Here is a 19115-nt window from a genome sequence, read left to right on the forward strand (position 1 = left end):
CCGATGCGCCCGCAGCTGCGACATCGCATCGCGCGCCTGGCAGCCTCGCTGCCGGCCACCCTGGGCGGGCGCCTCAACCTGCTCGGCGCCGTCGCCCTGAGCGTGGCGACCCTGCTGGTGTTCACGCTGATGTCGTTCCAGCAGCAGCGCCTGCTGCGGACCGAATGGGTGGCCTCGCTTTCCGCTCAAGCCGCCCTGATCGCCAGCAACAGCCGTGCGGCCGTGGTCTTCGCCGACTACCGCGAGGCCGACACCCTGCTGCAGGCGCTGTCGGCCAACCCGCTGATCCTCGAAGCCCGGCTGATACTGCCCGACAACGGCCTGCTGGCAGCCTATGCGCGCAACGGCAGCCCTTCCGCCGACGCGGGCGATGCGCCCGACGAGGCGACGGGCCACCGCTTCGGCGACGGCAGGCTGACCGTCTGGGCGCCGGTGCTGGAAGGCCAGCGGCAGGCGGCCCGGCTCGAGCTGGTCGCCTCGCTGGATCATCTCGACAAGGTCTTCCGGCGCTCGGCGCTGGAGGCCACCACGGTCCTGCTGCTGGTACTGGCCGCGACGCTGGCGTCGATGTCGCGGGTGATGCGCCAGTTGCTGGCGCCAGTCCATGCGCTGCGCGACCTGCTGCGGCGGCTGACCGACAACCCGGATCTCAGGGCACGCGCCCAGCCCGGCGGCGGCACCGAAATCGCCGCTTTGGGGCGCGGCCTCAACGAACTGATCGACACCGTGCAGGCGCGCGACGCCGAGTTGGTTGCCTACCGCGACAATCTCGAACAACTGGTCGAGCAACGCACCCATGCACTGGCATCGGCGATGGCCGAAACGCACCGCGCCAACCAGGCGAAATCGGAGTTCCTGGCACGGATGAGCCACGAGATCCGCACCCCGATGAACGCCATCATCGGTCTGGGCGGGCTGCTGCGCCGCTCGACACTGACGCGCCGGCAGCGCGACCAGCTCGACAAGATGCTGGCCTCGTCCGAAGCCTTGCTGGGCGTCATCAACGACGTGCTCGACTACTCCCGTATCGAAGCCGGCAAACTGCCGCTGGAGTCGATTCCCTTCGATCTGCCGGACCTGTGCGAACAGGCGCTCAGCGTGGTGGCGCTCAGGGCGGAGGAAAAGAACGTCGAGCTGCTGATGCTGCCCGACGAAAACCTGCCGCCGCGCCTGGTCGGCGATCCGCTGCGCCTGCGCCAGATCCTGATCAACCTGCTGGCCAACGCGGTGAAGTTCACCGAACGGGGCGAAGTCATGCTGCACGTCGGCCTGCGCGCCGACGCAGCCGCGGCCGGCAAGGCGGCCTTGCGCCTGAGCGTGCACGACACCGGCATCGGCCTCACCGCCGCCCAGCAGGCCGTGCTGTTCCAGCCCTTCTCCCAGGGCGACGACTCCATCACCCGCCGCTTCGGCGGCACCGGCCTGGGGCTGTCGATCTGCGCACAACTGGTGCGCATGATGGGCGGGCGCATCGACGTCGAGTCCGTTTCCGGCGAAGGCGCGCATTTCCACGTCGAGCTCGAGCTGCCCATTGCCCCGGCCGATGGGGCGGCTCCGGCCGAGACCGGCTTCCGCCATGCCCTGGTGGTCGCCGAAAGCCCGTCCGGCCGCCACGTGCTGTCGACCCTGTGCGCCCAGCAGGGGCTGCGCGCGAGTGCCTGCGCGGACGCAGGCCAGGCGGCTGCGCTGCTGCAGGAAGGGCTCGACGCCGGCGACGCCTTCGACCTGATCCTGCTCGACTGGCGCATCGGCGACAGCGACGGCCTGGCGCTGGCAGGGCAGTTGCGCACCCGATTCGGCAAGGTTTTCGCCAGCGCGGGCCTGCCCTTCCCGAAAGTCGTGCTGCAGACCGGCAACACCGGCTACGCCGGCATGGACGGGCAACTGCAGACCGTCGGCATCGACGCCACGCTGGTCAAGCCTGCCCTGCCGCGAACCTTGCGCGCCGCCCTGGACGAGGCCCGCGCCGAAACGCCTCCTGCCGATTTCGTTGCCCAGCCTTCCGCTCCAGCCGCCCTGGCACCCTTGCGCGGCGCCCGGGTGCTGGTCGTCGACGATATGCCGCTCAACCGTGAAATCGCCCGCGCCTTTCTGCAGGACGCCGGCCTGCAGGTCGCCGAAGCCAGCAATGGCGAGGAAGCGCTGGCCAGGCTCGCGGCGCAGCGCTGCGACCTGGTGCTGATGGACGTGCAGATGCCGGTACTGGACGGCCTGGCGGCAGCGCGGCGCATCCGCGCCGGCTCGAACTGCCCGGACATCCCGATCATCGCGATGACCGCGCACGCCCTGGACGGCGACCGCCGGCGCAGCCTCGAGGCCGGCATGAACGATCATCTCACCAAGCCGATCGATATCGGCATGTTGTACGCCGCGCTGCTGCGCTGGCTGCCGGCGCGCGACACCGACGCCCCCGCATCGACCTCGGCCACAGCCGCGGCGGCCGACTGCCCGCCGGCAACCTGGGCCGCGGCGCCGGACACGGCAGGCTGGCCCGCCGAACTGCCCGGCATCGACATGGTCCGCGGCCTGGCCAACCACCTCGGCCGTCCGGCCCTGTACCGCCGCATCCTCGACGAATTCGCCGCGGCCTTCGCCAGCGGAGGCGCTCCGCTGCACCAGGCATTGGCATGTGGGGATACCGAAACCGCTCACCGCTGGGTACACTCGCTGAAATCCGGCGCGGCGACCATCGGTGCTGCCGGGCTGGCTGCGCAGGCGCGCGACCTGGAACACCGGCTGCGCGCCGGCCAGGCGCCCGGCGAGGCCGATTTGCAGGCACTGGCGGCAAGCCTGCGTGCCGTATGCTCGGCACTGGCCACCTTGCCCGGCACGCGAACGCCGGAAGCAGGGCCGGCATCGGCTGCCGAGGCTGCACGGCAAGTGGAGGAGGCGCTGCCGCTGATCGACGAAACGCTGGCGCTGCTGGCCCGTCACGACGCTCGCGCCGAAGGCGAAATACGCCGGCTGGGCAGCCTGCTGGAAGGTTCGGCCTGGCAAAACAATGCGGAAGCGATACGCACGCTGATCGAAGATGTCGAATACGAAACCGCCCTGCCACTGCTGGCCGCCCTGCGCGAGGACATGATCCAGGCACCGACATGAATGCCGATTCCACCGTACTCGTCGTCGACGACGAAAAGCACAATCGCCAGCTGCTCACCGAACTGCTGCAGCACGAATGCCGCCTGCTCCTGGCCAAGAGCGGAGAACAGGCGCTGGCGCTGGCGCGCGAACTGCAGCCCGACCTGATCCTGCTCGATGTCGTGATGCCGGGCATGAACGGCCATGCGGTGATCCGCCAGCTCAAGGACGACGACCGCACGCGCGACACGCCGGTGATCTTCATCACCGCGCTGGACTCCTTCGATGACCAGAAGGTCGGCCTCGAACTGGGCGCCGTCGACTACATCACCAAACCCTTCCATCCCCCGATCGTCCGCGTCCGGGTCCGCAATCACCTGCGCCTGGTGGAACAGCGCCGCCTGCTCGAGCAGCTCGCCATGCTCGACAACCTCACCGGCATTCCCAACCGGCGGCGCTTCGTCGAAACCCTGGAGCATGAATGGCGGCGCTGCCTGCGCCATGCGCTTCCGCTGTCGATGATCGTGGCGGACGTCGATCACTTCAAACGGATCAACGACACCTATGGCCATGCGGAAGGCGACGAAGCGCTGCGCAGCGTGGCGCAGGCCCTGAAACGGGCGATACAGCGCCCCGGGGATTTCGTCTGCCGCTACGGTGGAGAGGAATTCGTCCTGCTGCTGCCGGGCGTCGACGAGGATGGCGCCGCCGAGTTCGCCGAAGCCGTGCGCCAGCGCATCGCCGCGATGCCGTTCCAGACCGCCGACGGCAGGCCGCTGCAGCTCACGCTCAGCCTGGGAGGCGCGAGCCACGTGCCGACGACGCCCGAGGTGGGCAAGGAGCTGTTCCTCGCCGCCGACCGCGCGCTCTACGATGCCAAGCACGCCGGCCGCAACCGCATCGTCTGGGCACGCACGCCGCAGCAGCCCGGCGGACACGGCACCATGAATGTGGCGGCGGCCACCTCTTCCACGCGCCCCTGCTGAACCCCTCGACCGCTCCGACGGTCTATCCGGAACCGCCTTCCCGCCCGAAAACTCCACATGCTGATCCGAAACACACCGGCCGCCGCCACTGTCCGCCCTGCCGAAATCACACCGCGCCCGCTGTTCGAAGAACGGCGCCGCCTGCTGCTGCGCGGCGGGCTCGGCATCGCCGCCGGCGCGGCCTTGTGGCAGGGGCTGGGCGGGACGGCGAGGGCGGCATCGGGCCGCCTGGCCACCGTCGCCTCGCCGCTGAGCACCACCGAAGCCATGACCGAGCGCAAGGCGGTGACGAGCTACAACAACTTCTACGAATTCGGCACCGACAAGGGCGATCCGGTGCAGAACGCCGGACGCATGCTCACGCGGCCATGGACCGTCGCGGTCGAAGGCCTGGCCGGCAAGCCGCGCCGCTTCGACATCGACGATTTGCTGAAGCTGGCGCCGCTGGAGGAACGCATCTACCGCCTGCGCTGCGTCGAGGGCTGGTCGATGGTCATCCCCTGGGTGGGGTTTCCGCTGGCCGCGCTGCTGAAGGCGGTCGAGCCGCTGGGCAGCGCGAAGTACGTCGAATTCCTGAGTCATTACGACCCGGAGATCATGCTGCGCCGCCCGGTCCTGCAATGGCCCTACGCCGAGGGCCTGCGCCTGGACGAGGCCCTGCATCCGCTGACCATCCTCGCCGTGGGCCTGTACGGCGAAGTGCTGCCGAATCAGAACGGCGCGCCGATCCGCCTGGTGGTGCCGTGGAAATACGGCTTCAAGAGCATCAAGTCGATCACCACCATCCGCCTCACCGAACGGCAGCCGGCGACGTCCTGGCGCCGCGCCGCGCCGCACGAATACGGCTTCTATGCCAACGTCAATCCGGAAGTCTCGCACCCGCGCTGGAGCCAGGCCACGGAGCGCCGCATCGGCGAGATCCGCAAGCGGCCGACACTGATGTTCAACGGCTATGCCGAGCAGGTGGCCGGCCTGTACCAGGGCATGGATCTGCGCACGTATTACTGAGAGAAGCCCCCCGACATGCCGAATTTCCTGCGCGCGCCCTCAGGCACGCAGATCGCCCTGATCAAGGCCGCCGTCTTCCTGGCCTGTCTGATCCCCGCCGTGCAACTCGCACTGGGCTGGCAGCACGACACGCTCGGCGCCAACCCCATCGAAACCATCACCCGCGCAAGCGGCGAATGGACGCTGCGCCTGCTGCTGATCACGCTCGCGGTCAGCCCGCTGCGGCGCTACACCGGGCTGCACTGGCTGCTGCGGCTGCGGCGCATGCTCGGGCTGTTCGCCTTCGCCTACGCTGCCGCGCACTTCACCACCTATGTCTGGCTGGACCAGTTCTTCGACTGGCAGGCGATCGCCCGCGACATCCTCGACCGCCCCTTCATCACCGTCGGCTTCGCCGCCTTCGTGCTGCTGATCCCGCTCGCCGCCACCTCCAGCAACGCCGCCATCCGCTGCCTGGGCGGCCGGCGCTGGCAGTCGCTGCACCGCTCGATCTACGCCATCGCCATCCTCGCCGTGGTGCATTTCTGGTGGCTGGTGAAGGCCGACCTGCTGAAGCCCTTCATCTACGCGCTGATCCTCGCCGCCCTGCTCGGCCTGCGCGCCTGGTGGCGCGAACAGGAACGCCGCCGCCAGTTGTCGGTGCCGCCGCCGGCGAAGCACCTGGAAAGGCCCGTGATCAGGATCGTGCAGAAGTAGGATGGGTCGGGCCGCGTAGGTCGGGCCGCGTAGGTCGGGCCGCGTAGGTCGGGCCGAAGGCGCAACCCGTCCCTCCAGCGCACACTCCAACCGACGGGTTTCGCTTCGTTCCGCCCTGCGGCGCTGCCTCAGGCGAGGCCCAGCCGCCACAGCGAAGTCACTTCCGCCGCCCGCGCCGCGTGCAGCGGATCGTCCGCATCCATGACCTTGGCATGGCGTGGGCGGACGTCTTCGCGGCCGAGCACCTGCAGGCCGGCGTCACTGATCCAACCGAGCAGTTCGGTGCGGCTGCGCAGGCCGAGGTGTTCGGCGAGGTCGGACAGGATCAGCCAGCCCTCGCCGCCCGCTTCCAGATGCGCGGCGAGGCCTTGCAGGAAGCCACGCAGCATGCGGCTGCCGGGATCATAGACGGCATGCTCGACGGCAGACGTGGGCTTGGCCGGCACCCACGGCGGATTGCACACCACCAGCGGCGCGCGGCCGGCAGGGAAGAGATCGGCTTCGACCACCTCGATCTGCCTGGACAGCCCCAGCCGGGCGAGATTGTCGCGCGCGCAGCCGAGCGCGCGCGGCGACAGATCGGTCGCCACCACGCGCTGCACGCCGCGGCGCGCCAGCAGCGCGGCGACGACGCCGGTGCCGGTGCCGACGTCGAAGGCGAGCGTTTTCGCCGGCAAGGGCACGCGGGCGACGAGATCGAGGTATTCACCGCGGATCGGCGAGAACACGCCGTACCAGGGGTGGATGCGCTCGCCCAGCGCCGGCACCAAAACGCCCTTGCACCGCCATTCGTGGGCGCCGATCAGGCCCAGCAGTTCGCGCAGCGACAGCACGAAAGGCGCTTGCAGCAGCGCCGCGTGCTCGTCGCCGAACGCCTCGCCCAATGCATCGCTGACGTCGGGCGCGCGGCGCAGCGCGATGCGCCCACCGGCTTCGACCGGGATCAGCAGCATGCCCAGCGTCCGCGCACGCTGCGCCTGGGCCATGCGGTGCAGGTGGAAGGCCTCGGCCGGCGATGCGGCCGCCTGAGTCCCCTTTCCGCCTGCTTTCCCGCCAGCCTTGCCGCTGCCCTTGTGCGGCCGGCGGTCGGCGCGGCGGGTCATGGCCTGCAGCAACTGGCGGGCATTGTGGTAGTCGCCCCGCCACAGCAGCGCCGTGCCTTCGCAGGCCAGGCGCCAGGCGGAATCGGCTGTCAGCGTGTCATCGACGACCTGCACCCGCTTCGGCGGCGCCTGGCCGCTTTCCGAGCGCCAGGGCGCGCTGTGCACGACACCGCCCTCGGTCCAGTGCAGCAGCGGCAGTTCACTCAGACCTGCGCTCAAATCTGCGCTCCTGCCTGTTTCGGCCGGATGGCGCTCTTGGGCCGGAAGGCCTTGATCACCGTTTCGTCGGTTTCGACGTAAGGTCCGCCGATGAGGTCGATGCAATAGGGCACGGCGGCAAAGATGCCGACGTGGCGCACCGCGCCGTCGGCATCGCGCACGCCTTCGAGCGTTTCGCGAATCGACTTGGGCTGGCCGGGCAGGTTGATGATGAGGCAGCGGCCGCGGATCACCGCGACCTGGCGCGACAGGATGGCGGTGGGCACGAAGTTGAGGCTGATGCGGCGCATTTCCTCGCCGAAGCCGGGCATTTCCTTGTCGGCGACGGCCAGCGTGGCTTCGGGCGTGACGTCGCGCGGCGACGGGCCGGTGCCGCCGGTGGTCAGCACCAGGCTGCAGCCGGCCTGGTCGGCGAGATCGGCCAGTGTGCGTTCGATCAACGGCCGCTCATCGGGGATCAGCCGCGTCTCGGCGCTCCAGGGTGAGGTCAGCGCCCTGCCCAGCCAGTCCTGCAGCGCGGGAATGCCCTGGTCTTCATAAGTGCCGTCGGAAGCGCGGTCGCTGATCGACACCAGGCCGATACGGATGGGTTCGCTCATGGGAATCGTCTCGCTATACGGGAAAGCCGGGTGCGGAGCACGCTTTGCGCATCAGGCGCGCGCATCGCCACCGTCGTCCTGGCCGCCCTCGTTTGCACCGTCATGCGCGGCTTCGGCGCCGCCAGCTTCGGCGGCCGCATCCTGCGCTTCCTGCAGTTCGCGCAGCACGCGGAAGATCTCGCGGAAGGCCTTGGGCGGCTTGCCGGCCTCGCGTTCCTTCAGCGCATTGCGGCGCAGCGTGCGCAGGTATTGCAGGTCGGCGTCGGGCCAGGTCTCGGCGATGGCGCCGATGGTCTGCTCGTCTTCCAGCAGGCGCTCGCGCAGGCGTTCGAGGCGGTGCATCTTCGCCACTTCGGCGGCCGAGTTGCCGTTGAAGATGTCTAGCTGGGCCTGGATCGGCGCCGGGTCGATCTTGCGCATCAGCTTGCCGATGTACTGCATCTGGCGGCGGCGGGCTTCCATCTTGAAACCCTGGGCGGCGCGGACCGCTTCGTACAGCGTATCGGGCAGCGGCACCTTCCTGAGGCGTTCGGGCGACAGCGCGACGAGCTGTTCGCCGAGTGCCTGCAAGGCGTGCATTTCGCGCTTGAGGCTGCTCTTGCTGGGCGGCTCGACGAAATCGTCTTCATCGTGAGAGGGGCGCGAATCTGAACGCATTGCGGCTGGCTCGGGGCTTGGACGGGTTAAGATTATAGCCTTTGCCCGACAGCAGCCCGCCCATGTCCGACCAAGGCTTCTCCTTCTCCCAGGCGCATCTGCGCGAAATCGCCACCGACATCCTCAAGTATGCGAAGAAGCACGGCGCCAGCGCCTGCGAAACCGATGTCTCGGAAGGCTTCGGCCAGTCGGTGGGCGTGCGCAAGGCGGAAGTCGAGACGATCGAATACAACCGCGACAAGGGTGTCGGCGTCACCGTGTATATCGGCCAGCAGCGCGGTTATGCGAGCACTTCGGACTTTTCGAAGAAGGCGCTGAAGGCCACGGTCGATGCCGCGCTGTCGATCGCCCGCTTCACCGCGCCCGACCCTTGCGCCGGCTTGGCCGACGCCGCGCTGATGGCGCGCGAGAAGGGCATGCCCGAGCTGGATCTGTTCCACCCCTGGGCGATCGGCGTCGATGAGGCAATCGCGCTGGCCCGCCGCTGCGAGGCGGCGGCGTTCGCGGTCGGCCCGCAGATCAGCAACTCCGAAGGCGCCAGCACCTCGATCCAGCAGTCGCATTTCGTCTCGGCCAACAGCCTCGGCTTCATCGGCGGCTATGCCAGCACCCGCCACGGCCTGTCGTGCTCGGTGATCGCCGGCGAGGGCGACGGCATGCAGCGTGAATACTGGTACGACTCGCGGCGCGATCCGGCCGAACTGATGAGCGCGGAGGACATCGGCCGCATCGCCGGCGAACGCGCGCTGGCGCGCCTGGGCGGCAGGCAGATCCGCACCTGCGAAGTGCCGGTGCTGTTCGAGGCGCCGCTGGCGGTCGGCCTGATCGGCAGCTTCGTGCAGGCGGTCAGCGGCGGTGCGCTCTACCGCAAGGCGAGCTTCCTGCTCGACAGCCTGGACCAGCAGGTGTTCTCGCCGGTGGTCTGCATCTCGGAACGGCCACACCTGAAAAAGGCCTTCGGCTCCAGCCCCTTCGACAGCGACGGTGTCATCACACGCGACCGCGAAGTCGTCACCGACGGCGTGCTGAACGGCTATTTCCTGTCCACCTATTCCGCGCGCAAGCTCGGCATGCAGACCACCGGCAACGCCGGCGGCTCGCACAACCTGATCGTCAGACCGGGCGAGCAGGATCTGGCCGGCCTGATCAGGCAGATGGATCGCGGCCTGCTGGTCACCGAACTGCTCGGCCACGGCGTGAACTACGTCACCGGCGACTACTCGCGCGGCGCGGCGGGCTTCTGGGTGGAGAAAGGCAAGATCAAGCACGCGGTGGAAGAAGTCACCATCGCGGGCAACCTGCGCGACATGTTCCGCAACATCGTCGCCATCGGCAACGATGCGCTGCCGCGCGGGGCCAAGCACTGCGGCTCGGTCCTGATCGAGCGCATGAAGGTGGCGGGCCGCTGACGCGGGCTGCCGTACATCGATACCTCATCACTGTCCTGAAGGAGTTCATGTGGAACGTCGTTCATTTCTGAAGAAGGCCGGTGCCGGCGCTGCGGCTGGCGCCGCCCTCGGCCTCGCGGCCTGCGGCAAGTCCGAACAACACGCAGCCCCCGCCGCCGCCTCCTCCGCACCGGCCGTTCAGACCGGCCTGCCGTCGATCCAGTGGCGCATGACCTCGAGCTTTCCGAAGAGCGTCGACACCCTGTTCGGCAGCGCCGAGATGCTCGCCAACCGCCTGCGCGAAATCACCGACGGCAAGTTCGACATCCGCATCTTCCCGGCCGGCGAACTGGTGCCCGGCCTGCAGGCGCTCGACGCCGTGCAGCAGGGCACGGTCGAAATGTGCCATACCTGCTCGTACTACTACGTCGGCAAGGACAAGACCTTCGCCTTCGGCACCGCCGTGCCCTTCGGCCTGAACGCACGCCAGATGGACGCCTGGATCATCGCCGGCGGCGGCCAGGAACTGCTGGACGAGTTCTACAGCAACTACAACATCTATTCCTTCCTCGGCGGCAACACCGGCGTGCAGATGGGCGGCTGGTACCGCAAGCCGATCAACTCGCTCGAGGACATCAAGGGCCTGAAGATCCGCATCGCCGGCATCGCCGGCGAAATCCTCGCCCGCATGGGCGCCATCCCGCAGCAGCTTGCCGGCCCCGACGTCACCCCGCGCTGGAAAAGGGCACGATCGACGCCGCCGAATGGGTCGCGCCCTATGACGACGAGAAGCTGGGCTTCCACAAGGTCGCGCCCAACTACTACGCGCCGGGCTGGTGGGAGCCGGGCCCGGTGGTCCACTTCTATGTGAACAAGACCGAGTGGGACAAGCTGCCGAAGGAATACCAGGCTGCGTTCCGCACCGCTTCGCGCGAGGCCCACATCCTGATGACGGCAAGCTACGACCACAAGAACCCGCAAGCGCTGGCCCGCCTGCTGTCCCAGGGCGTCAAGCTGCAGACCTTCTCGAACGAGATCATGAAGCGCGGCTACGAGGTATCGCAGGAGCTCTACGCCGAGGAAGCGGCGAAGAATCCGGCCTGGGCCAAGATCTATGCCGAGTTCGAGAAATACCGCAGGGCGCAGAACGCCTGGTTCAGCGTCGCCGAAGGCAGCTACGACCGCTTCATGCAATCGATCCGCTGAGCGAATCTACCGACGTCCGGCCTCGAGCCAGGTCGGATGAGGCGAAAAAAATGGCCCGCGCTCGATGCGCGGGCCATTTTTTTGGTACTGCTGCGTTTCCCTGGGCTCAATCGCCCTGCAATTGACGCAGCAGGTCGGAAGCAGCATCGTCCGCCGGCGACGCGCCGCCGCCCAGCAACTCGTCGAGCTTCAGTTCCTGTTGCTCGCCCGGCTTCGGACTGCCGTCGCCGTAGGACACCAGGCCGGGGAAGGCGATGATCAGGCCGACCATGCAGAGCTGGATGATCACGAAAGGCACGGCGCCCCAGTAGATCGAGGACGACTTCACCTTCTCCGACGCCACCGAGCGCAGGAAGAACAGCGCGAAACCGAAGGGCGGGTGCAGGAAGGAGGTCTGCATGTTGACCGCGAGCAGCACGCCGAACCAGATCAGGTCGATGCCCAGCTTGTCCGCCACCGGCGCCAGCAGCGGCACGATGATGAAGGCCAGCTCGAAGTAGTCGAGGAAGAAGGCGAGCAGGAACACCAGCACGTTGACCGCGATCAGGAAGCCGATCTCGCCGCCGGGCAGCGAAGTCATCAGATGCTCGACCCACAGGTCGCCATTGACGCCGCGGAAGGTCAGGCCGAACACGCTCGAACCGATCAGGATGAACATCACGAAGCACGACAGCTTGGTCGTCGAGTCCATCGCCTGCTTCAGCAGCGTCATCGACAGGCGCCTGCGCGACACCGCCATCAGCAGCGCACCGACCGCGCCCATCGCACCACCTTCGGTCGGCGTCGCAACGCCGATGAAGATCGTGCCGAGCACCAGGAAAACCAGGCCCAGCGGCGGAATCAGCACGAAGGTCACGCGCTCGGCCAGGCGCGACAGCAGGCCGAGGCCGAACAGGCGGTTGATCATCGCAACGACGAAGGCGATGCCGATCGACACCATCGCCGACACCACGACCACTTCGTCGCGCGGCGCGCCTTCGCCATAGAACCAGCCGGCAAACAACCACGCGCAACCCGCCGACAAGGCCGTCAGAACGGCGAGCGAACGCAAGCCGCTCGAGCCGTCATCCTCGCGCAAGGTGCGCGCCTCGAGCGGCATCGCCGGCGCATGAGAAGGGCGGACGATCGCCACGACGGCGACGTAGGCCGCATACATGCCGGTGAGCATCAGCCCCGGCACCAGCGCGCCCTGGTACATGTCACCGACCGAACGGCCGAGCTGGTCGGCCATGACGATCAGCACCAGCGAGGGCGGGATGATCTGCGCCAGCGTGCCCGAGGCCGCGATGACGCCGCTCGCCAAGCGATGGTCGTAGCCGTAGCGCAGCATGATGGGCAGCGAGATCAGGCCCATCGAGATCACCGAAGCCGCCACCACGCCGGTGGTCGCCGCCAGCAGCGCGCCGACGAAGATCACCGCGAAGGCGAGGCCGCCGCGCACCGGGCCAAACAGCTGGCCGATGGTGTCCAACAGATCCTCGGCCATGCCGCTGCGTTCGAGGATCAGGCCCATGAAGGTGAAGAAGGGCACGGCCAGCAAGGTGTCGTTGGCCATGATGCCGAACACCCGCTCGGGCAGCGCCTGGAACAGCGCGCCATGCAGCAGGCCGAGCTCGATGCCGATGAGGCCGAACAGGATGCCGTTGGCAGCAAGCGCGAAGGCCACCGGAAAACCGAACAGCAGGAACAGGATCATGGACGCGAACATCAGCGGCGCCATGTTGGCGATGATGAACTCGGTCATTGCGCACGCTCCTGCTCAGCCTTGCCGCTGTTCGCCTTGATCGCGGCAACCAGCTCCTCGGTTCCGGCGCCGGCGGATTTCCTGAGCAGCGGATTCGGTCCGTGCCCGGTCAGGAAGGCGATGCGCTTGATCAGTTCGGAGAAGGCCTGCAGCACCAGCAGCCCCAGGCCCAGCGGCAGCAGCAGCTTGACCGGCCAGCGGATCAGGCCGCCGTAGTTCTGCGACATCTCACCCGACTGGATCGAAGTCATCACGATCGGCACCGACAGCCAAAGAATCAGTACCGCCATCGGCAGCATGAAGAACAGGATGCCGATCACGTCGACGATGTTCTGCCCGCGCGGCGACAGCCGGCTGGTGAGGATGTCGATACGCACGTGCTCGTTGCGCAGGAAGGTGTAACCTGCCGCCAGCATGAAGATTGCGGCGAACAGGTACCACTGGATTTCCAGCAGCGCGTTCGAGCTCGTGTTGAACAGTTTGCGGGCAAGCGCGTTGCCTGCGCTGATCACGACTGCGATCAGCACCAGCCACATCACGCTACGCCCGACCCGTTCGTTGATCCAGTCGATCAAGCGGGCAATTCGCAGCAATAAGGACACGGGGAAAACTCCAGAAACGCGCGGCAACCTGAACGATCGCTGCGCCTGCGCACATGCGCGCGCAAGCAAACCCATTGAAAGCCCGGCATTATTTCACAGCCTCCATTTCTCGCGCGTACACCTTCATCAAAACGTCTTATATGGAAAACTCATCGATACCGCCTGAAACATGCCGTCTCTGCCTCGTCCGCCACGGCGAAACGGCCTGGAACACCGAACGCCGCCTGCAGGGACACCTCGACGTCCCGCTCAACGAGACCGGGCTGGCCCAGGCCGCGGCCACGGCGAGGCGGCTGCAGGTGCTCGGCCACGGCTTCGCCGCCCTGTACTGCAGCGACCTGACGCGCGCGCGCCAGACCGCCGCAGCCATCGCCCGCCAGCAATCCCTGCCGGCGATTCACGACGAACGGCTGCGCGAACGCCACTACGGCCTGTTCCAGGGCCTGACCTATGACGAAGCCGAGCATCGGCACCCCGAGCTCTATCGGCGCTTCAAGGCGCGGGAGCCCGATTTCGGCTTTCCGGGACACGGTGAAAGCCTGATCGGCTTCGCCTCGCGCGTCCATGCAGCGCTTGAAGACATCGCCGGGCGCCACGCCGGCCAGGCCGTGCTGGTGGTCACCCACGGCGGCGTGCTGGACATCGCCCACCGGCTTGCGAGCAGCGCGCCGCTGGAGGCAGCACGCAACTTTCCCATCCCCAATGCCGCACTGAACTGGATCGAGCGCACCGGCGAACGCTGGCGCCTCCTTGCCTGGGCCGACGAAGGCCACCTTGGCGGCGGTGCGCTGGACGAACTGCCGAACATATGACGAGCGCAGCAAAATCAGCGATTCCGTGAAATATTAGGGTTTTCCGTGGTTTCCGGACGTTGAATAATTGCACCTATAATCAGATACAAATTTTCGATATTCAACAGAGGAGACGCACATGGAACGCCGCAAATTCCTGCAAGGCGCCGGCATGGCCGGCATTCTGGCCGCCGGTACGGCACCGGCCATCGTCCATGCCCAGCAGCAGATCCGCTGGCGGCTGGCATCGAGCTTCCCCAAATCGCTCGAAACCGTCTATGGCGCCAGCGAAGCCTTCGCCAAGTACGTCTCGGACGCCACCGGCGGCAAGTTCGTGATCTCGGTCCACCCGGGTGGCGAACTCGTTCCCGCCTTCGGCGTCGTCGATGCGGTCCAGCAAGGCACGATCGACTGCGCACATACCGCGCCGTACTACTTCTTCGGCAAGGACGAGACCTTCGCGCTCGACTGCTGCATCCCGTTCGGCATGAGTTCGCGCGCCATGACCGCGTGGATGTTCGAGGGCAACGGCACCAAGCTGCTGCGCGAGTTCTACGCCCAATTCAACATCGTCAACTTCCCGATGGGCAACTCGGGGGCGCAGATGGGCGGCTGGTACCGCAAGGAGATCAAGTCGGTCAAGGATTTCGACGGCCTGAAGTTCCGCGTCGGCGGCTTCGGCGGCCGCGTGCTGGCCAAGCTCGGCGTGGTGCCGCAGAACATTCCGGCCGGCGAAATCTACCAGGCGCTGGAGAAAGGCACCATCGACGCGGCCGAATGGATCGGCCCCTACGACGACCTGCGCCTTGGCCTGCACAAGGTCGCCAAGAACTACTATTACCCGGCATGGTGGGAAGGCAGCACGCAGTTCTCGCTCTACATCAACGACAAGCAGTGGAACGGCCTGTCGGCCGAGTACAAGGCCATCATCGAACAGGCCTCGCGTGCCGCCCACCTGAACTGCCAGGCCCGCTACGACGCCCGCAACCCCGGTGCCCTGAAGCAGCTGGTCGCCGAAGGCGCCAAGCTGTCGCGCTTCCCGAAGGATTTCATGGACGCCGCGTTCAAGGCCTCGCGCGAAGTCTCGCCGACCTCGAAAAGAACCCCAACTGGCAGAAGATCTACCCCGACTACAGCCGCTTCCTCGCCGACCAGGTCCAGTGGGAGGCCGTCGCGGAGAGCAACTACTCGCAGTACATGGCCGCACAGAAACTGTAATTCCTGCGCTGCCGGAGACGCTCGCCGCGTCTCCGGCAAACCGGGGATCACGCGGCATCCTCAGCTTCCCGCCGGGCGCACCCCCCGCCCTGCGGGGGCTTTTTCGTGCTCCACAGGTTCCACACACGCCATGGAAATCCTCCTTCGCCTGTCCGGCGTCATCGATGCGGTGAACCGGCTATTCGGCAAATTCGTGATATGGCTGATCCTCGCCGCGACGATCATCAGCGCCGCCAATGCAATCGCCCGCAAGGCCTTCAACATCGGCTCGAATGCCTTTCTCGAAATCCAGTGGTACCTGTTCGGCGCCGTGTTCCTGCTCGGCGCGGGCTACACCTTCCTGCAGAACGCCCACGTGCGCATCGACGTGCTGGCGAGCAGGCTGTCGATGCGCACGCGCATGTACATCGACATCGTCGGCATCCTCGTCTTCCTGCTGCCGATGTGCTGGTTCATGATCAATTTCGCCTGGCCGGTCGTGATGGCGGCCTATGTCTCGGGCGAAGTGTCGTCCAACGCCGGCGGCCTGATCCGCTGGCCGGTCTATGCGCTGGTGCCGGCCGGCTTCCTGCTGCTCGGCCTGCAGGCGATCTCGGAACTGATCAAACGCCTTGCCTTCCTGCAGGGCAAGGGGCCCAACCCGCTGCTGCAGGGCGCCCACGACGGGCAGGATGACATCCACGGCGAAGAGGCACAAAAATGATCGAATTCTTCTCCGCCCACGCACCCGAGCTGATGTTCGGCTCGCTGATGCTGTTCCTGCTCACCGGCTTTCCGGTCGCCTTCTCGCTTGCCGCCTGCGGCCTGCTGTTCGGCTTCCTCGGCATGGAAGCGGGCCTGTTGCCGCCGAGCCTGTTCCAGGCGCTGCCGCTGCGCGTGTTCGGCATCATCCAGAACGACACGCTGCTGGCGATTCCCTTCTTCACGCTGATGGGCCTGATCCTCGAACGCAGCGGCATGGCCGAGGACCTGCTCGACACCATCGGCCAGCTGTTCGGCCCGATCCGCGGCGGCCTCGCGCTTGCCGTGATCTTCGTCGGCGCGCTGCTGGCGGCGACCACCGGCGTGGTGGCGGCCTCGGTGATCTCGATGGGCCTGATCTCGCTGCCCATCATGCTGCGCTACGGCTACAGCCCGGCTGTCGCCAGCGGTGCGATCGTCGCCTCGGGCACGCTGGCACAGATCGTGCCGCCCTCGCTGGTGCTGATCGTCATCGCCGACCAGCTCGGCCGCTCGGTCGGCGACCTGTACAAGGGCGCCTTCATTCCGGCCTTCACGCTGATCGGCCTCTACGCGCTTTTCATCATCGCGCTGGCGATCTTCAAGCCCAAGCTCGTACCGGCCCTGCCGCCGGAAGCGCGCAGCTACCGTGAAGCCGACGGTTCGAGCGGCATGCGCTCGCTCGCCATCTTCGGCCTGCTCGTCACCATCGTCGCGGTGGCCTTCGGCATGTACTACGGCGAGATCCTCAGCGCGTTCAAGGGAGAGGAAATCGACCCGGCACTGGACGAGACCATCGTCGTCGCCCTGACCGCAGGCTCGGCGCTCGCCTTCATCGCCGCCCAGATCAACCGGTTGCTCGGACTGGGTCTGCTGTCGCGCATCACCGAACGCGTGACCTTCGTGCTGATTCCGCCGCTGGCACTGATCTTCCTCGTGCTCGGCACGATCTTCCTGGGCGTCGCGACACCGACCGAAGGCGGCGCGATGGGTGCCGTCGGCGGCATCGTGATGGCGCTGATGCGCGGCAAGCTCGACATGCCGTTGCTGAAGCACGCGCTGGAGTCGACCTCGCGCCTGTCCTGCTTCGTGCTCTTCATCCTGATCGGCTCGACGATCTTCAGCTTCACCTTCACCGCAGTCGACGGCCAGATCTGGGTCGAGCACCTGTTCGACAGGCTGCCCGGCGGCGAGATCGGCTTCCTGCTCTTCGTCAACACGGTGATCTTCATCCTCGGCTTCTTCATCGACTTCTTCGAGATCGCCTTCATCCTGATTCCGCTGCTGGCGCCGGTGGCGGACAAGATGGGGATCGACCTCGTCTGGTTCGGCGTACTGGTGGCGATGAACCTGCAGACCTCCTTCCTGACGCCGCCGTTCGGCTTCGCACTGTTCTACCTGCGCAGCGTGGCGCCGGCCAAGGACTTCGTCGACCGCATCACCAGCAAGCGGATCGCCGGCGTGAAGACCATGGACATCTACCGCGGCGCGATCCCCTTCGTGCTGATGCAGCTCATCATGGTCGTGGCGCTGATCCTGTTCCCCGGCCTGGTCACGAGCGTGTTCGACAAGGCGGTCGCGGTGGATCTCGACACCATCGAGATCAACGTCAACGACGGCAGCGGCGGCAGCTGGGGCAGCGACGAAGACAGCGGCAGCAGCGGGTGGTGAAGGCTGCCGGCCGGGGCAGGCATATCCGCATGCCCCGGCCGGCAGCCCGTGCGCTGCAGCGGGACGCGTGCCAACAGGCGCGTGGTAACATCCGCTTTTAACGCCACTCCTTTTACCGGTTCCGTCCATGTTCTCTTCGCAAGACACTCTCGCCAAAGTCGATCCCGAGCTGTGGGCCGCCATCCAGGCCGAAAACAAGCGTCAGGAAGACCACATCGAACTGATCGCTTCGGAAAACTACGTTTCCCGGGCGGTGATGGAAGCCCAGGGCTCCCAGCTCACCAACAAGTACGCCGAGGGCTACCCCGGCAAGCGCTACTACGGCGGCTGCGAGCATGTCGACGTGGCCGAGCAGCTGGCCATCGACCGCCTGAAGGCGCTGTTCGGCGCCGAAGCCGCGAACGTGCAGCCGAACTCCGGCTCGCAGGCCAACCAGGCGGTGCTGATGGCTTTCGCCAAGCCGGGCGACACGATCATGGGCATGAGCCTGGCCGAAGGCGGCCACCTCACCCACGGCATGCCGCTGAACATGTCGGGCAAGTGGTTCAACGTCGTCGCCTACGGCCTGAACGACAAGGAAGAGATCGACTACGACAAGATGGAAGCGCTGGCGCGCGAGACCAGGCCGAAGATCATCATCGCCGGCGCCTCGGCCTATTCGCTGCGCATCGATTTCGAGCGCTTCGCCAGGGTCGCCAAGGAAGTCGGCGCCATCTTCTGGGTGGACATGGCCCACTACGCCGGCCTGATCGCCGCCGGCTTCTACCCCAACCCGGTGCCGCACGCCGACGTCGTCACCTCGACCACGCACAAGACGCTGCGCGGCCCGCGCGGCGGCATCATCCTGATGAAGGCCGAACACGAGAAGGCGCTGAACTCGGCGATCTTCCCCGGCCTCCAGGGCGGCCCGCTGGAACACGTCATCGCCGCCAAGGCGGTCGCCTTCAAGGAAGCCGCCACACCAGCCTTCCGCAACTACCAGGAGCAGGTGATCGCCAACGCCCGCGTGATGGCCCGCGTGCTGGGCGAGGAGCGCGGCCTGCGCATCGTCTCCGGCCGCACCGAAAGCCATGTCTTCCTGGTCGATCTGCGCAACAAGAAGATCACCGGCAAGGAAGCCGAGGCGGTGCTGGGCAGCGCCCACATCACGGTCAACAAGAACTCGATCCCGAACGACCCCGAGAAGCCCTTCGTCACCTCCGGCATCCGCATCGGCTCGCCGGCGATGACGACCCGTGGCTTCACCGAGATCGAGGCCGAACAGGTCGCCCACCTGATCGCCGACGTGCTGGATGCCCCGCACGACCAGACGGTGATCGGCCGCACGCGCGACAAGGTCGCCGCGCTGTGCGCCAAGTTCCCGGTGTACGGCAAGTAAGCCCCGAACGCGGGGCGAGCCGACCACGCCCGCCCCGCAGCGCCTTCC

At 67.0% G+C, this 19115-nt stretch carries 14 protein-coding genes and 2 pseudogenes; 11 read left to right on the forward strand and 5 right to left on the reverse strand.

Going from position 1 to position 19115, the window contains the following annotated elements:
* The first annotated feature begins 3 nt into the window (after positions 1-3).
* The 4 genes from AAFL97_RS15305 to AAFL97_RS15320 are packed head-to-tail and all read left to right on the forward strand — an operon-like array spanning position 4 to position 5771.
* The gene (locus tag AAFL97_RS15305; protein ID WP_341645652.1) at positions 4-3102 is read left to right on the forward strand and encodes a response regulator; all 3099 of its coding nucleotides are present in this window, start codon (positions 4-6) and stop codon (positions 3100-3102) included.
* Complete coding sequence (locus AAFL97_RS15310) at positions 3099-4067, forward strand: GGDEF domain-containing response regulator (protein WP_341645653.1); 969 nt, start codon at positions 3099-3101, stop codon at positions 4065-4067. The genes AAFL97_RS15305 and AAFL97_RS15310 overlap by 4 nt, the downstream gene beginning before the upstream one ends.
* Positions 4068-4124: 57 nt before the next feature.
* Entirely contained in the window at positions 4125-5075 is a 951-nt protein-coding gene (gene msrP, locus AAFL97_RS15315; protein WP_341645654.1) for a protein-methionine-sulfoxide reductase catalytic subunit MsrP, read from the forward strand.
* Between the two features lie 15 nt (positions 5076-5090).
* Positions 5091-5771 carry a sulfite oxidase heme-binding subunit YedZ gene (locus tag AAFL97_RS15320; protein WP_341645655.1) on the forward strand — a complete coding sequence of 227 codons (681 nt, stop codon included), beginning with the start codon at positions 5091-5093 and terminating at the stop codon, positions 5769-5771.
* Between the two features lie 128 nt (positions 5772-5899).
* Here AAFL97_RS15320 and AAFL97_RS15325 read toward each other — a convergent pair whose 3' ends face one another.
* The 3 genes from AAFL97_RS15325 to yjgA are packed head-to-tail and all read right to left on the reverse strand — an operon-like array spanning position 5900 to position 8349.
* Positions 5900-7081 carry a class I SAM-dependent methyltransferase gene (locus tag AAFL97_RS15325; protein WP_341647180.1) on the reverse strand — a complete coding sequence of 394 codons (1182 nt, stop codon included), beginning with the start codon at positions 7079-7081 and terminating at the stop codon, positions 5900-5902.
* 8 nt (positions 7082-7089) lie between these two features.
* Positions 7090-7692 carry a molybdopterin adenylyltransferase gene (gene mog, locus AAFL97_RS15330; protein WP_341645656.1) on the reverse strand — a complete coding sequence of 201 codons (603 nt, stop codon included), beginning with the start codon at positions 7690-7692 and terminating at the stop codon, positions 7090-7092.
* Between the two features lie 51 nt (positions 7693-7743).
* Complete coding sequence (yjgA, locus tag AAFL97_RS15335) at positions 7744-8349, reverse strand: ribosome biogenesis factor YjgA (RefSeq protein WP_341645657.1); 606 nt, start codon at positions 8347-8349, stop codon at positions 7744-7746.
* Between the two features lie 62 nt (positions 8350-8411).
* Here yjgA and pmbA point away from each other — a divergent pair, with 62 nt between their 5' ends.
* Positions 8412-9758, forward strand: a complete 1347-nt coding sequence (pmbA, locus tag AAFL97_RS15340) for a metalloprotease PmbA (RefSeq protein ID WP_341645658.1) — start codon at positions 8412-8414, stop codon at positions 9756-9758.
* 49 nt (positions 9759-9807) lie between these two features.
* Positions 9808-10943, forward strand: a pseudogene (locus tag AAFL97_RS15345) (TRAP transporter substrate-binding protein).
* Between the two features lie 106 nt (positions 10944-11049).
* On the opposite strand, the gene AAFL97_RS15350 reads toward AAFL97_RS15345, so the two are convergent.
* Both AAFL97_RS15350 and AAFL97_RS15355 read right to left on the reverse strand, forming a co-directional pair.
* Positions 11050-12687 carry a TRAP transporter large permease gene (locus AAFL97_RS15350; protein ID WP_341645659.1) on the reverse strand — a complete coding sequence of 546 codons (1638 nt, stop codon included), beginning with the start codon at positions 12685-12687 and terminating at the stop codon, positions 11050-11052.
* A complete protein-coding gene (locus AAFL97_RS15355; RefSeq protein ID WP_341645660.1) occupies positions 12684-13289 on the reverse strand; it encodes a TRAP transporter small permease subunit in 606 nt (201 codons plus the stop codon). Before AAFL97_RS15355 ends, AAFL97_RS15350 begins: the two co-directional genes overlap by 4 nt.
* A 140-nt stretch (positions 13290-13429) precedes the next feature.
* Between AAFL97_RS15355 and AAFL97_RS15360 the strand changes: the two genes are divergently transcribed.
* The 5 genes and pseudogenes from AAFL97_RS15360 to glyA all read left to right on the forward strand — a co-directional run bounded on the left by AAFL97_RS15360 (position 13430) and on the right by glyA (position 19067).
* The gene (locus AAFL97_RS15360; protein ID WP_341645661.1) at positions 13430-14101 is read left to right on the forward strand and encodes a histidine phosphatase family protein; all 672 of its coding nucleotides are present in this window, start codon (positions 13430-13432) and stop codon (positions 14099-14101) included.
* A 118-nt stretch (positions 14102-14219) separates the two neighbouring features.
* Positions 14220-15298 (forward strand): annotated as a pseudogene (locus AAFL97_RS15365) (TRAP transporter substrate-binding protein).
* A gap of 130 nt (positions 15299-15428) precedes the next feature.
* Complete coding sequence (locus AAFL97_RS15370; protein ID WP_341645662.1) at positions 15429-16001, forward strand: TRAP transporter small permease subunit; 573 nt, start codon at positions 15429-15431, stop codon at positions 15999-16001.
* Positions 15998-17689 (forward strand): TRAP transporter large permease, encoded by a 1692-nt coding sequence (locus AAFL97_RS15375; protein WP_341645663.1) that lies wholly within the window; start codon positions 15998-16000, stop codon positions 17687-17689. Before AAFL97_RS15370 ends, AAFL97_RS15375 begins: the two co-directional genes overlap by 4 nt.
* 127 nt (positions 17690-17816) lie before the next feature.
* Positions 17817-19067 carry a serine hydroxymethyltransferase gene (gene glyA / locus AAFL97_RS15380; RefSeq protein ID WP_341645664.1) on the forward strand — a complete coding sequence of 417 codons (1251 nt, stop codon included), beginning with the start codon at positions 17817-17819 and terminating at the stop codon, positions 19065-19067.
* Positions 19068-19115 lie beyond the last annotated feature (48 nt).

Origin of the sequence: Thauera sp. SDU_THAU2, assembly GCF_038260575.1 — a bacterium.
Lineage (GTDB): Bacteria > Pseudomonadota > Gammaproteobacteria > Burkholderiales > Rhodocyclaceae > Thauera.